General features: G+C 46.9%; 10 protein-coding genes. 6 read left to right on the top strand and 4 right to left on the bottom strand.

Going from position 1 to position 15374, the window contains the following annotated elements:
* The first annotated feature begins 9 nt into the window (after positions 1-9).
* Together ACLVWU_RS06540 and ACLVWU_RS06535 are read left to right on the top strand one after the other, a co-directional pair.
* Complete coding sequence (locus ACLVWU_RS06540) at positions 10-573, top strand: outer membrane beta-barrel protein (RefSeq protein WP_413578184.1); 564 nt, start codon at positions 10-12, stop codon at positions 571-573.
* A 12-nt stretch (positions 574-585) separates the two neighbouring features.
* Positions 586-1680 carry a hypothetical protein gene (locus tag ACLVWU_RS06535; RefSeq protein ID WP_413578183.1) on the top strand — a complete coding sequence of 365 codons (1095 nt, stop codon included), beginning with the start codon at positions 586-588 and terminating at the stop codon, positions 1678-1680.
* A gap of 1 nt (position 1681) precedes the next feature.
* On the opposite strand, the gene ACLVWU_RS06530 is transcribed toward ACLVWU_RS06535, so the two are convergent.
* Positions 1682-2467, bottom strand: a complete 786-nt coding sequence (locus tag ACLVWU_RS06530; protein WP_413578182.1) for a hypothetical protein — start codon at positions 2465-2467, stop codon at positions 1682-1684.
* A 140-nt stretch (positions 2468-2607) separates the two neighbouring features.
* Here ACLVWU_RS06530 and ACLVWU_RS06525 point away from each other — a divergent pair, with 140 nt between their 5' ends.
* The gene (locus ACLVWU_RS06525; protein ID WP_413578181.1) at positions 2608-3954 is read left to right on the top strand and encodes a DUF1214 domain-containing protein; all 1347 of its coding nucleotides are present in this window, start codon (positions 2608-2610) and stop codon (positions 3952-3954) included.
* Here the strand turns inward: ACLVWU_RS06525 and ACLVWU_RS06520 are convergent.
* A complete protein-coding gene (locus ACLVWU_RS06520) occupies positions 3944-4774 on the bottom strand; it encodes a S1 RNA-binding domain-containing protein (RefSeq protein WP_413578180.1) in 831 nt (276 codons plus the stop codon). The two genes, ACLVWU_RS06525 and ACLVWU_RS06520, sit on opposite strands and share 11 nt — an antisense overlap.
* Before the next feature lie 9 nt (positions 4775-4783).
* Complete coding sequence (locus ACLVWU_RS06515) at positions 4784-5806, bottom strand: lipoate--protein ligase (RefSeq protein ID WP_413578179.1); 1023 nt, start codon at positions 5804-5806, stop codon at positions 4784-4786.
* Positions 5807-5982: 176 nt separating this feature from the next.
* On the opposite strand from ACLVWU_RS06515, the gene ACLVWU_RS06510 reads away from it, so the two are divergent.
* From ACLVWU_RS06510 to dbpA, 3 genes are read left to right on the top strand one after another with little or no spacing between them, the layout of a single operon-like run.
* The gene (locus ACLVWU_RS06510; RefSeq protein WP_413578178.1) at positions 5983-7200 is read left to right on the top strand and encodes a hypothetical protein; all 1218 of its coding nucleotides are present in this window, start codon (positions 5983-5985) and stop codon (positions 7198-7200) included.
* Between the two features lie 10 nt (positions 7201-7210).
* Positions 7211-9775 carry a hypothetical protein gene (locus tag ACLVWU_RS06505; RefSeq protein WP_413578177.1) on the top strand — a complete coding sequence of 855 codons (2565 nt, stop codon included), beginning with the start codon at positions 7211-7213 and terminating at the stop codon, positions 9773-9775.
* Between the two features lie 49 nt (positions 9776-9824).
* On the top strand, positions 9825-11222 hold the full coding sequence (dbpA, locus tag ACLVWU_RS06500) for an ATP-dependent RNA helicase DbpA (RefSeq protein WP_413578176.1): 1398 nt from the start codon (positions 9825-9827) through the stop codon (positions 11220-11222).
* 30 nt (positions 11223-11252) lie between these two features.
* Here the strand turns inward: dbpA and ACLVWU_RS06495 are convergent, their stop codons facing one another.
* Positions 11253-15248: a DEAD/DEAH box helicase gene (locus tag ACLVWU_RS06495; RefSeq protein WP_413578175.1), complete on the bottom strand. Its 3996-nt coding sequence runs from the start codon at positions 15246-15248 to the stop codon at positions 11253-11255.
* Positions 15249-15374 lie beyond the last annotated feature (126 nt).

Genomic DNA, 15374 nt, shown 5'->3' with positions numbered 1-15374 from the left:
GGAGTGATAATGAAAAAATACTTTTTACGCGTTTTAGCTCTGTTAATTGTCGGTGGGCCGGCGCAAGCCGCGCTTGATTATGGATTGGAATTGGGAGTCCGTCAGCAAAATGGGGACGCCTATGGCCCCGTTTCGACAAACTCCCGGACTGGATTTCAGGGAGGAGCTTTTGTGCACATTCCCCTGGAAGGAAATGTAGCGCACTTCCGCACGGGCTTGCTCTACACACAGCGTCCTTTGCAAACCCAAAGCGACTCCACCGGTACCGAAATCGACTGGAATCTGGACTATCTGGATATTCCTATTGCCGTGCTATTCAAACCACATGAAAAATTCGGTGTGTATTTTGGATTCATAGCATCCATTAACATCTCAAATTCATGCTCTGGGGATCCGGCATGTGATGTTGATAGTGTGGATACTCCCACCTTTCCATTGGTGTTTGGTGCCACTTACAAATTCAATCCTACATGGGGCCTGCACTTTTATATCGATGCCAACAACGCTGTCGTTGCGCGCGGTTTAGCTGACTATAAATCCGTCGGCCTCAACGCGATGATATCGTTGGATTGATTCCGGAATCATGTGCCGATTCTAAAATTTCTGACTCTTTTCTTCTTTATGCCAGCACTGACCCACGCGTCTCTTTTTATGAGTCCCGTGGGCAGTGCTGAAGCATTTCTGGGAAATGCTGGAACGGCATTGACCTGTTCATCGGGAAGTACCGTTTATAATCCGGCGGGAATTGGATTTTGCCAGGATAAAGTAAATGTTTCTGTTTCAGGGTCATCCATTGCCTATCAAGAACTCGACGGATCGGCTTTTCAACGTGAAACAGGAACTCTGAAGTCCGGTACGCTTTTAGCCTCGGCCATACTGCCCTATAACGAAATCATTCATACCGGTTTGTTTTATAGCTATCCAACCAACACCGAAAACTATGTTCGCATCGAAAACGGTGATGGGTCCTCTGTTACTGGCGAAATAGAGCGGCAAATGGCACTGGCAGGACTTGCCTATGGTGGCTTGATTCATTCCCGCTTGGCGTGGGGACTGTCCGTGGCCATGAGCTGGGGAGAAACCAACAACGAGATCATTTCAAATTCCCCTGCTGCAGGCACATGGACGACCCTTACAGAAAAACGAATCGAAACCGAGAACTACATTATACTAAAACCCGCACTGCTATGGAAGGCCCAGGAAAATTATGATCTGGGAGTGACTGCTCAATGGCGAGGTGTGAATATTTATGCGGAAGGTGAACTTTATCAAAACCAGATGTCCACTGGTCAGACTGATAAAGACGAAACATTCCGTCGATACACACCTCACACGGATAATATCCTGGCTATAACCGTGGGCCAATCCTTCCGTTTCTTTAGTCAGGAAGTACTTCTGGATTTAAGCTATGCGCCGGAATACATCGATGCCAGTGAACTTTACAATCTGTCTGTGGGATGGATGGCACCTTTTTACGCCAACACCAAGTGGCTCGGTGGTGTGAGCTATTCAAACATGACTGAACACGAAAATATTTTGATTACCACCGGATTCCAAATTCAACAGCGAACCTATGTAGGTAACATAGGGCTGTTCTTTCAATATTTGAAAAACAAAGATATCGGTGCGATCAACTCCAACACTATTGGCTTTCTTTACTCATCCGCGATCAATTACTGACTTAGTGCAGTGGGAATTGAAAATTCAGACCGACAAATGTTTGAAAATTAGGAGCGTAAATACCTTCATGTGCGGCGGTCCATTGCGGCTCTCCGAAAAGATTCATTGTCGTTCCGCCCTCGAACTTCCAGACTTTTCCAATCCCGGCCCCCAGTGGAATATTATAGTCGCCAGTTTCCCAATTGAAAAACATGATGCCCGTTGATCGCAGGTAAATACCTTGCGGCAGATTCCAAAGTAAAAATGGCTGAGCTGTTGCAATATTCTGCGTCGGGCGATCACTGTCGCCGGCAAAATCATGTTGATAGGTAATCAATGCTCCTAGCATGCCCCAGGATTGCGGAGACATCACGATACCGGCAGCACCCGCCTGCCATTTACCCGCTCCTGTCTCGTCTTTAGATGCAGTCGGCATAACCAGCAATGGCCCGACGCCGAACTCAACACCATCCACTTTCGACAGCAGGAAAATATCAAAAATGCTGACATCACCAATTCCAGACGTCGTGCTGGTGGGAGTTTCTGGAGCCGCTGACATGTATGGAATGGTCATACGCATGAGCTGTGGCAAGCCGCCTATCATCATTGGGGAGACAATTCGCAAATATGCTGTATTCAACGTCTCGTCTGTTCCAAATACTGAACTCTGTATGTAGTCATGAAAGTTCACCGCTGCCATGGGAGTCAGAGGACTATTGGCTTTATTCATTTCATCGTTTGAAACTTCAGCCGATGCGACCTTCCCCACGACTACCAGAATCAGAATGAACATTAACTTTGCCTTCACGGACTCCTCCTTGCTTCTAACATCTTTATCAAACTCTTTCCGATAGACCAGACCGCATGCTTACCGCGTGCCAATAATCAAGTATACACCCTTTGTAAGCGTCACTTAGACTGACGAAATACTGTTGAAGGAGCATAACCATGAGTCCTGCCAAATGCATAACAATGATCGCCTTATCCATATCTTGCCTTCCCCTTCAGGCACGTGAATTGAAGAATATTTCTAACAAAGAAGTTGTAGATGCTTACCAATACCTTATGGGACGAGTTCTGATTCTAAGACAAGAGAACCTGGATTTTGCCACCGAAGGCTTTAAATGGAACGAGATCAAACATCGCGAGCCCGGTGGCGTCCAATGGGCTAACCCGAATCTGGATGTCGCCTATAGTGAAGCCTGGGTTGCAATTGACGAAAACAGCTGTACGATCGTGGAAGTCCCGGAAATAAAAGGCCGTTATTATACGATTCAATTCTTAAACGGCTGGGGCGAAACCACCGCCAACATTAACGAGCGCAACTTTCCGAAACATCCTTCAGGTAAGTTCGCTATGTGTTTGAAAGACGCCAATGTGCAGTTACCCCCTGATGTCGAGAAAGTCATACTGCCCTCGAAAAAATCCCGTGTCCTCGCTCGGGTCGAGCTGGGTGCTGATCCAAAACAATCAACTGAATTGCAGCGACAGCTCAAGATGTATCCTACCGGAAAACCGGCGATTGCAGAGGCCCCTAAAGTCGTTTCCTTTGATCATAAATCCCCCCCGGGCATCGAGGTTTTTGACAATGCCTCCGCGTTACTTGCGTCTGAAAAAGATATTAATCCTGGCATGAATGGCCTGCAGCGAAAAGTCCTGGCTGTCGAAGCCGTTGCAAAAAACATAAAAACCCGCAACTCCACCGCCAAAATAGTTCAGGAAAAGGCGATTCCAAACTTTCTCAGCCAGATTGAAAAAATTCAGAAGCATAAAAATGGCTGGGGGCTGGCCAAACGCCACGGAAACTATGGCACGGACTATCAAGCCAGAACGGCTGTTAACTATGGTGGAATTTGGGCCAACAACTCAAAGGAAGCTGTGTACTACACAGCACTCAAGAACACTCAAGGTGAAGCCCTAAACGGCAACACCACTTACGCTATGACCTTCCCTAAGGGAAAAACCCCAGACAAGTTCGCAAAATATTTCTGGAGCATTGTTTGCGTGGATACGAAAGACTTTAAGGTGATCCCGAACCCTGACAATAAGTTTATCATCAATAATCAGACAGGTGTAAAGCCCAACGAAGATGGTTCGTTGACGCTGTACTTTGCAAACAAACTTCCACAAGGCGTTCCGAAGGAAAACTGGATGCCGACACCGGCTGGGGAAAACTATAATCTGACGCTTAGATTTTATGGACCAAGTGATGAATTGCAGAAGGGAAAATACTTCCCTCCAGCACTGACAAAAATACCTTCACTGGCAAAACTGGAAGAAGGATCTACTTATTAAGGTAGATCCCGTCATCCTTCACCGTGATGATTCGCTTTTTATAAAGGTCACCCAGCGCCATTTTATATTTCTTTTTACTGACACCGAACATTTCGTAAATCAAATCCGCTGACGTCTTGTCGTTGATCGGCAAGAATCCGCCTTCTTCGCGAAGACGCTCCAAAATCAAAGGTCCGATATCTTCGGAACTTTGATGCCCCAGCTTTTGCAAACTAAGATCGATCTTACCATCGTCGCGAACTTTTTTGATATAGCCTTTCAGCTTTTGTCCATGAACCAGGCGATCGAAAATCTCATTGGTATAAATCATGCCCCAATGTTTGCCATTGATAATGGCTTTGAAGCCCAAATCCGTTTGTGCGGCGACGAACAAGTCCACTTGCTGGCCTTCTTTGTAGTCACCGGCCTCTTTGGAAATATAGCGATCCAGACGCATTGACGAAGAAATACGATCTGTCTTATCCAGGTAAAGATAAACCACCACGGCTTGGCCCACTCGCAAATCCCGGGTTTGCTCGGCAAACGGCAGGAACAGGTCCTTACCCAATCCCCAATCCAGAAAGGCACCGACATTTTCTACCGACTTAACCATCAGATGGGCAAACTCCCCCACCATTGCCTTTGGCAATTCAGTCGTTGCCACCAAACGGTCTTCCGAATCAAAGTGTACAAACACTTCGATCTCGTCCCCCGCATTCATGTCATCGCTGACATAACGACGAGGCAAAAGGATTTCACCATCGTCGCCCCCGTCCAGAAACATTCCGAACTCAGCTCTTTTGACAGACTTCAATTTATTCAAACGGCCAATTTCAACCATGGCACTTTCCTATACTTCGATGTTTTTAATAAGCCACGATTCCAGTTCGTTGATCTGTGGCTCAAGGTCCGGGAACTTCTGAACAACTTCGGCGAAAACCGCCTTCACACTGTCCCCGTTATAGTGCTGCCCGATCAAGGCATGTTGAGTGTTTTCAATGAATGCCGGATACAGGCAATCGGTGTAAATCTTTAAATCCTGAATCACCGCATCCTTAACCACAAAATGGAAATCGAAGAAACCCAAAGTCAGGTACTCGTCCATTTTGTGAGTGAATTCCAGGGTCGAACCATACAGCCAGTCCCACGAAGCCAGGCGTTCATATTGCTCTTGAAGCTCCTGGATTTTCGGAAGACTCTCCATGTTCAGCATGATGATTTCAGCCTTCGCGCCATAAAACTTTTCAAAAGAACGAACCATGGCATCCACCACTTTATCGTGATTGATGTCCTTGCTGATCTCGTTCAGGTTTGTCACTCGTGCGCGCACGGACTCCTTACCCTTGGATTGCAATTTTTTGGGATTCGGAGTCAGGTAATTGCCCAATCTGGTCAGATCCGCATGCAACAGCAAAGTTCCATGATGGAAGGCGCGATCCTTTTTTTCCCGGTAAGCACTGCCGCTGAATTTTCGTGGACCATCATGAAATGGCACCATCAGGTCATTACGTCCTGAAGCCTCGCCAGTGATTCCGAATTCTTTAAGCGCATCAAAAATAATCTGCACATTGTTTTCGCGACGATACCCCTCTTTAGGGGATAGAAATGTGAAGTTGGTGTTTCCCAAGTCGTGAAAAACAGCCCCTCCACCCGTCGTCCTGCGAGCCAAATGCACGCTATCGTTTTTCATCTGCGCCAGATTGCACTCGGACCATGGATTTTGATTGCGACCGATGACCACGGTTTCTTCATTTCTCCATAGGAATAAAATCTGACTGGATGGATCCAGATTATGGAAAATCCATTCTTCCGTCGCCAAATTCAAATGGGGGTGAAAACTGTCTGAAAGAAATACCTTCAATGTCGTGGTCATAGTGCGGGCACTCTAGCAGAAATCTAACTTTTTTACCACTGGATCGAACACCCGCAGTGAACGAATGGGATTACAAAGAAATCGTAAACAAAACCACTAGAGCACTTAATCAAATGCGAGACATTTTTACGCATATCGGCTATAAGTCAGAGAACGAAAAAACTCGCGGAGAAAACGTGAAAGCAGTCGTACTGATTCTGATAGCCAGTAGCTTCCTTTTTAGCGCCAAACGCGCTTGGGCCCTGCTATCCACGGAGACTCTACCGGCAGGAATCAGCAGCCCTTCGTTCCGATATGGAAATCTTGACGGCATCAGTGAAAGATATACAGAGGACGGAACCCTGGTCAAATTGGGGGACTATAAATCCGTTAACTTCGACGCTCAGACCCTGCAAAAATTCAATGCTGACGCCCAAAAGCTTATAAACGCTTTAAACAAATTCGGGGGCGCAAAACTGGGGGATAAGTTAAACCTGGGTGTATTGCGTGTGGAAACCAAGCCCCATGTGAACTATTTCGCGCCCGTATTTGCCCATGGAATCACGGCAAAGTGGACTCTGGGAATGGGCGTTCCTTTTGTGAACTACACCAACAAGCTGTCGCTATCCCAACAGTTTTCAAATATCGAGTACTACCGTAAGCAGTTCTCCGGGATTAACCCCGAATTGGATCAAGCCCTGGCAACGGATTTGGGCAAAGCCACCAACGAAACCCTGGCGACAAAGGGCTACAAAAAACTGACAGACCAAAATAGCTCCTTCGTGGGTGACGTTCAGTTGGTCAGTGTCTACAAATTTTTTGATGATAAGAAAACAGCGTTGATCTATCAGGCTCAGGTGAATTTACCCACAGGCCCGGCTTATGATTGCGACAATCTTGCCGCGTTAAATAATTTCGGCCGCACAAATGTAAATAACACGGTTGCATATTCGTACAAGTTTTCCAAATTCACAGCCGTGCCTTTTGTCTCTTACATTCTAAATGTTCCCGATCAGGTCACAGAGCGCGTTCCCTCAAATCCCGATGACACGCTTCCTGACGCTGCTAACAAAGAAGGTATCACTCGCCAGATCGGAAATTCGCAAATTGCCGGTGGCAACCTGTTTTACGATCTGAATGATGAATTGAGTTTCGGCACGGGTTACGAATTCGCCAATAAAGAGGCCGATTCTTATCAGGGAACACGGGGCTTGCGCTATGACCTGCTCTCTAGGAATACGCAGTCCAACTATCACAAAGTAAAAGCGCAGATTATTTACTCTACTGTGAGTTCGTATTTTAAAAAGAAATCTTTGCTTCCGATGATTGCATCCTTGGAAGTTTCTGACTACGCTTACGGTGTCAACGTTGAACGTCAACTGGCTCAGGAACTAAACCTGATGCTTTTCTTCTAAAGGGAGTCGTATGAAAAAAACAATGCGTATTTTTCTGTCGACGACCCTACTGCTGACAGCCTGTGCTCCAAAAGTTCAAACACCCAACTTGGGCGGCGGTATCCAAACTTTCGGTCCTCGCTATTCTGATGTGAATTTGCGCGAGCGCCTGCGCGAATCCGACGTCACCAAGCTTGATGTTAATTGGACAGGCGAAGTTTCGACTTCCAATTTTTTCCGTCAGGCTCAGAACATCCATAACCTTGGCATACTGACTCAGAACTCAAAACTTCGTGAAAAAGGTATTGCCTGGATCAAGAAATTCTATGCTCAGCCGAAGACCGCATCCTATCAAGCTTTGGCACAAGCCCCTTATGCGGCCTTGGCAACAGCACAAACCCGAGCTGAAGTGACTGAAACTTTGGAAGCGGTTCTTGAAGATCTGGTAAGAGCCAAATCCGTATTGCGCGCTCACCTTTTAAAAATGGGCAAAGAATATGCTTGGGCCACCCGTCCGGTGCGTGTTGATGTTCTGATCAAACAAGTGGAGTACTTCACTGAGCACTTCCTTGGGCAGCTTCACCTTTTAGGACTGACGCCTCCGGTGGAAGACGGTCTGCGCACTGAGATCACTTTGCAAACCAAACCGTACTTCGCAAAGATCGCCGAATTCACAGACAAGTTCTATCACTCCACCAGTTTCTTATTTAATCTGAAGCTGATTCAAAGTTTGATTGTCGATTTCGAAGTGGCTTTGGATCAGGAAACAAATCAGCAGCTGAATCAAGGCTTGTTGGTTGGCCAGGGTGTAGACAGTATTCGTGATTCCCAGGGCGCCCTGACAGTTTTGATTGATGTCTGGAAAATGCTGACTCCGGATGAGCGCAGCGAATACTTTGCTTCTGCCAATGAGGAACTTTACAAGTTCCTGCGCCGCCAGGACGAAAAGGAATTGCAATGTCTGCGCACGCGCGGTTGTAACGGTGGTCTTATTGACGGTATTGCCAAGAAGGTTTTCATCCTGCCAAAAATCGAAAAATTTGGTGTTTTGAAGATCCGCAATCTGATCAACGATGCAGCTCGAACTTACCTGGTCACTTTCGTAGAGCAATTTGCGTTGACCTTTATTCGCGATATTCCGGGTATCTTTGCCGACAACATCGACACTGGTATTGATAAGAAGTCTGTGCAATTGCGCGAAGTGCAAAACAATTACGAACCCTACGTTCGTAAACTTTTGCAAACGTGGTCGCAAAAGAAGTTAACGAAATACGAAGGCATGGTTGCTGGTTTTGAAACAACCACAGTGCAGTTGAATCTTTCCAAAGCGACTCCTCTCTCCATAGCAAGCCTGGGTTCTCCAGCAGTCCTGCAGGCGAATACTGCGGGCTCTTCTATCATGGCTCGTTCCCTTTTGATGGAACATACTGATGATGCAGACCTGGGTTTGCAAACGGCTCTTTCACAGGTCAATAAGCTGATCACTATCGGTGGATATCGTGACATCAATGATCGCCTGATTCCGGCTTTGCTGTCCCCTGTTGAGAAAGTCAAACAGCCGCTGGATCTGATGCGTCTGTCTGAAACCACTCTTTCCTATCGCATTCCAGACAAGGTCACTTTGCAGGATCCTTTTCACGTGAATCCAGGAATGGATTATGCCAAGGATTTTTCAGCAGCTTACTTTGCTGAACAAATCGAGGGCTTAAGCCACATGCTGAAGATCACGGCCGACTGGAAAGTCAGCAGCTTTGACAAGTACCTGAGCCCGATCAAGGCGCAGGAGCTGGTGCCTCATCTGAACTCTGCCGAATTGAAGCGCACCCTTTTCCCTAAAGACATGTTCTTTGCCTTGAATGTCGGTGATATCGCCGTTCTTTTGAAAGACATCACTAAAAAAGCCACCCCGGTTTTCCTGGTGACCTTGGATAATAATATTATCTGGGCTGACCAATATGCAGCCAGCAGTGAAACAGCCATCATGGGCGGCATCGTCGACATGAAAGACGGTGTAAAATCAAACATCGTACGTTCCGTGGATGTCTCAAAATTCCTTTTGGCTTTGGCCGAATTCCTGAATGCCACTGAAGGTGTTGAAAATACCAAGTCCACTATTCTGACTGAAAAAGACGCCTCGGGCAGATCCAATCTGGACGAGTTGCTGGAAGGTCGCAAAGACGTCAAATTGTTGATTTTGTCGTTGGCTAATTTCATTTCCAATCAATTGGTGAATGATGAATCTTTGGTTCAGTCGCAATACATTCTAAAAGAATTTAAACGCTCCAATCTGGTTCCTTATCGCGCTTACGAGCAAGCCTATGCCATTCGCGCACTGCTGGCAGCCTGGAAGCTGACTAAGATTGATGCCTACCTTTGGAGTGCGCAGGAAATCTACTACGCTATGAACAAACAGCTTTTCAGCACTGAGGAGCAATTCTACGTGAATGGCGATGGGACAAAACTGGATTTCCCTCAAAAAGTGGCCACTTTGGTTGCCTTGACGGAACTGGCTCCACACTTGCCGGCCGAAAGCGTCGTGCAATTGTCAAAGATTACGAGCCCTTGGCTTCAGGCCTTAAGCAACCTACAAAACTAGGAATTTCCGGGTAGTTCTGCTATATTGGCTCCCAATCCGGGAGCTTTCATTGAATACCACGAACGCATTTTCAAACCTGAATTTGAAACCTGAGCTATTGGCCGTTGTCCAAGAGCTGGGATTTCAATCGATGACACCTATTCAAGAGCAAAGCATACCTGCCCTTCTGACCGGCAAAGATCTGATTGGCCAATCCAAAACCGGCAGCGGAAAAACGGCCGCTTTTATTCTGCCGATCCTCAATCAAATTGAACTGAATCAAAAAACTGTCCAAGCCGTCATCATCTGTCCAACCCGCGAGTTGGCAACCCAGGTTCTGACGGAAGTTCGTCGTTTAGGTAGAAAGCTGGAAGGTCTGCAGACCATGTCCCTGACTGGTGGCGCCCAGACAGGACGCGAGCAACAGCAGGAACTTGAAAAAGGCGTGCAGATCGTTGTAGGTACTCCGGGACGTATTCTGGATTTAGCCACTCGAGGGCGTCTTTTCCTGGAGGACGTGAAAACAGTTGTTTTGGATGAAGCCGACAAGATGTTTGATATGGGCTTTATCGTTGAAATCGGAAATCTGATGAAAGAGCTTCCGGTACAACGACAGACCGTTCTGTTTTCGGCGACATTTTCTGAAGCCGTACTTGATCTAAGCCGTCGTTATCAAAAAAATCCCGCACGTGTGACGATTCAGGAAGCCCCTGAATCTTTGCTGATCGAAGAAGTCACTTATGACTCTGAGGAAGGCAACAAGGCCGATAACTTGATGCGCGTTCTGCAACAGCATCAGGCCGAATCCTGCATTGTATTCTGTAATACCAAGAATTCTGTGAATGATCTGATGGACCGCTTTCAAGATTTGAAAGCCAGTGCCACGTGCCTGCACGGGGACCTTGAACAAAGAGATCGCGAACGAGTCATGGCGATGTTTAAAAATGGCAGCGTCAAGATTTTGGTAGCAACCGATGTGGCCGCGCGAGGACTGGATATTGAGAATCTGGAACTAGTGATCAATTATGACTTCCCACTTCAACCTGAAACATACGTGCATCGTATTGGACGTACCGGCCGCGCCGGCAAATCCGGAGTTGCCGTCACTTTAATTTCCTCCCGAGATACTTTGAAACTCATCGGAATCGAACAGATCACGGGTCGTAAGTTTCAAAAACCTGCCTTGGGTTTTAAGAATCAATTCGGCTTGAACTGGGAATGGAAGCAAGCACCGATGCAAACCCTGATGATCTCTGGCGGACGCAAAAACAAAATCCGCCCTGGTGATGTTCTGGGAGCGCTTACTGGTGCTGCCGGTGGCTTAAAGGCCGCTGATATCGGAAAAATTGAAATGCATGACACGTACTCTTATGTGGCGGTCAAAACCGACAGCGCCAATCATGCTTTAAACAGCCTTCGCAATGGCAAAATCAAAGCGCAAAAATTCCAAGTCAAAATTTTGAAGTGAAGAAAAGGGTACAGATCAAAGTACCCTTTTCTATTTAAGACCAAGAAGGATGTCGAAGTCTTCTTTGGAAAGCGCACCACTGGCGTTGCCACCCAGGTCGGCCGCGGATTCTGCATTGCCAAAGAGGTTTTGAAATTTTACACCTTTGCGGTTTTTCAAAACTTCGATTTTTTCTTCCAAAGATTCATGCATGATGTAGCGGAACACTTGGACGGCTTTGCTTTGCCCCAGGCGATGCGCACGATCGGTTGCCTGATTTTCAACTGATGGATTCCACCACGGTTCCAGATGGAATACATAGCTGGCTTTAGTCAGATTCAGACCCACACCACCCGTTTTCAAGGTCATGACCAGCACCGCACCACCTGCGGTGGCATTGAACTCGGCCAGGATCTTTTGTCGTTGGGCTGTGGGCACACCACCGTGAAGAACAAAGACTGGCACACCGGCTTTATCAAGCAGGCGCGCCGTGTGTTCCAAAGTTTGCAGGAACTGAGTGAAGACCAGTGCACTTTCACCGGATTCCACGATTTCACTGATGGATTCAAGTAAAGTTTCAAGTTTCGGTGGAACTTTATCGTAACGAACATTCGGCAAGCCCGCAGGGTCTGAACATGCCTGACGCAATCGCAGCAGTGCTGTTAACATTTGCAACTGCACGCTGGTTTCGCCATTGGTGGTGATGGCTTCCTGCACTTTTTGATTATAAGAAAGTGCTATATCGCGATAGATTTCCATTTGCTTGTCTTCAAATGCAACACTGATCTTGGTCTCTTGCTTTTCCGGCAACTGATCCAGGATTTCTTTTTTGGTTCTGCGTAAAAGTAACGGTTTGATCTTAAGCTTCAGGTCATCCATTTCTTCACGTGTAACCATTTCGGTATTCACGAACTGACGACGGAAGTCTTCAATCTTACCCAGACTGCCCGGCACCAAAATATCCACCAAAGAGAAAAACTCCCCGTAATGATTTTCCATCGGAGTACCGGTCAGACAGATTTTAAACTGGGCATTCAACGAACGTGCAGCACTGGTTCTTTTCGTCGTGATATTTTTAAGATTTTGCGCTTCATCGAAGATCAAAGTCTTCCAACGAACTTGCGCCAGGAAATCTTCGTGCTCCATCAAAAGACCGTAGGTCGTAATCAGGACACAATCCTGCGAAGTGAACAACTTTTTACCCAGACGATCCTTGTCCTTATTAGAGAACACTTCCAAGGGAAGCTCGGGTGTAAACTTTTGAACTTCACTTTGCCAATTGAAGATCAAACTGGAAGGAACCACAACCAAAACCTGGCCCAACTCCCCTTTGATCCGAAGATCTTCCAGGAACGTTAAAGTCTGCAGGGTTTTCCCCAGACCCATATCATCAGCCAGCAAAGCTCCTAGTCGCAGATTGTACAAATCCTGCAACCATTGAACGCCATATTCCTGATAGGGTTTCAGTTCCGCAGTCATGGTTTTTGGCAGGTTGAATGTGCGCGGACCTTTACCAAGGCCATCATAAAATTCACAAATCTTTATCCATTCATGGTCACCACGGATGGCAACCCCGGAAGAGCGCAAAGCCAAAAGCTCCAGAATCTGATGACGAGGCAACTTATAAACCCGCTCGCCAATACCACCCTTGGTTTTAGTTTCCGTCTTGCCGCCCTGAAGTTTGCGCCAGAAATTTTCCAGACGGCGCAGGCTTGGCATTTGTTTTTTCGGCACCAGATACAGTTTGCCATCGTATTCGATGACTCCGCCGCCGCCGAATCCAGACATGGCTTGGGCATCAATCTCCTGACCTTTCAGGAAAAATTTCGGATTAAGCTCAAACCAATTGAAATACTTTTCTGAAGCATCGCTGGTAAGAAGGAAGTCCACCTGGAAATCATCTTCGGAAAGTTCCTGAAGCATTTGGCCTTTATAGTAGATCTTAAATCCATGAGGCAACAAGGACTGCAATGATTCAATGGTGTCATGGGTATGCGACGATTCCTTGCGCACATTCGGGAATTGAAACAATCCCGTGCGCAATGTTGGATCCTGTGCCGGGTCCCCGTTCCAGATTTTAGACAAAAAGGAAGTGCGGGACTTTTTGAAAGTGTCACCACTTGTGGTTGCAACCAGGCGTTTCAGCATTTCATAAATCAGGCGGAACTCGCGCTCGACAGCACCTTCCAAAATCACTTCACCAGATTCGGAATAAAACGATTCGCTGGACTTCAAAGCCTGCAATGTTTTAGTCACATAGTCATCAAAGTAAACCAGAACATTTCTGGAGCAAAGTTCATTCAAGGACATTTCGCGGGCCAGGACCACCCCGGTTCCGCTGACCAAAATGGCCTGGATATTCTCCTGAAGAATTTTGAAAATTTCATCTTCTTCAACGATTCGGCCATCCGTCAGTTCGCCGACAAAATGCCAATTCAGAATCTCAAGAGTCAAATACTGCAAAACACCCAAGTGTCGTAATAATTTTAAATCCCAGTCACGCTTTCCTCGGGCGCGAGTCGCCACATCTTTGGCATCAGCTCCCAGAAAATAGGGCAAGCCTTCCGAAAGCACATGCAGATACAACGAGGCACGCGCCGTCCAACCGGAACGGGCCAGATCTTTTTGTCCCATGACCCGGGCTTCGTGCTGCAGATAAAAGCTGCCCGTTTCGTTCAAATAAATACCCATCACACTTTGCGAAGGTTCCAAAACTTTGGTTTCGCCGGTGATATGCAAAGGAATTCCACGGGAGCGCAGATGTTTGACCATGCGCTTTGCTTCCAGCTCTCCTTCAATCTCAATACGAGGATAATCCGCGGAGCTCAGACTGAATGCGAGAGCGTCTTCGCTGACATCCGTCAACACTCGAACAAATTCACTCCACTCCCGGTACCAGGGATGAACTGCCAGAACCCCTTCTTCAGGTTCAAAGGCAAAGGATTCGAAAAACGCGAAAGGTTTTTTTCGTGAAGGACTGGTCAGGGTGAATTGGGAAAGAAGAGTCTCTTTCTCTTGAAAGTCGACCCGCCATTCAAATTCACGCGTCATATCAAAATCAATGTAGCGAACAGGCAATGACTTCTGCGAATTCTTACCCTGAATATAAACTTCCAACTGCCCTTGATTCAATTTCGTGGCTATGTTGGAGAAAACCACCTGCATGATTTCTTCCACTTCGCGAAGGGCCTGGCTGATAAACAAGTTATCACGCTGAAGAGTTAGGGGCCATTTATTGAAAGCAGAATCCGGCTTGCGCGGCTGAGGCAAAAGATCTTTGGGTACATTCTTGTACAGCGGGTGGCGCAGAATATCGCGGCCTGAGACCTGCACCCCGTTACTGAAGTTGTAGCGAACCATCCCCGCGATGCGATTTTGTTCGTTCACTTCATTAAAATAATTTTCCGAATAGGCGGTCAGCTTACGTCTGAAAACATCCGGAAGATTCCACAATGTCGGAGCCAGGCTTTCCTGCTCCTTATTCACATCAAGCAATTTGTGTGGATTTGGCGTTTCATTCAAAAGTGAAGTCAGCGTCTCTCCCCGTAAAACAGGAGCTTCCTCAACATACAAAGTCACCGACTGTAAAAAACCCGTGGTTTCGGATTGTGCGCTTGCGCCCTGTTGTCGATGTTGGCGAGGCCCACGCAATTCTTCTGAAAGCTTTTCGATTCTTGGATCCGAGGGAACACCATCGTCTTCCAAGGTCAAAGCCTGCCAAAGAACGACATAAGACGCCCATTGATGTGAACAAGTTATTTTTGTGTCACCGCGAGTTCCGCAGTTGTCGCAGCGAAAATCCAGGACTCCGGATGTTTCGTCCTGCAAAACTTTGACTGAGCATTTGGTGTCTTCTTTACGGTCATCCATAAAGATTTTAAGCTGCATGGTACCCGATGCGTTGGTTTGCATCTCATAACCATCAAAAGCACCCGCTGCGATTAACTCCAGACCTTCAGCAAATTCATTTTGCTCCCCCACTGGCACACGCTCACTGGGATGACGCAATTGAGAGACATTTTGAAGGCTCAGGGGAGTTAAAAACACGCTTTGTCCTTTGTCAGTCGCCCCACTCTAAGGGCATCGAACATTATGGGTGATTTTTCACACAATGTCCACCCTTCATTTCCGGTTCTTGTCATTCTCAGAAACAATTAAACACTCAGGAGGAAA

This window comes from Bdellovibrio sp. HCB290 (assembly GCF_047305925.1).
Taxonomy (GTDB): domain Bacteria; phylum Bdellovibrionota; class Bdellovibrionia; order Bdellovibrionales; family Bdellovibrionaceae; genus Bdellovibrio.
The sequence above is the reverse complement of the archived record's forward strand: the minus strand, read 5'-3'. Positions and strand labels throughout refer to the sequence as shown.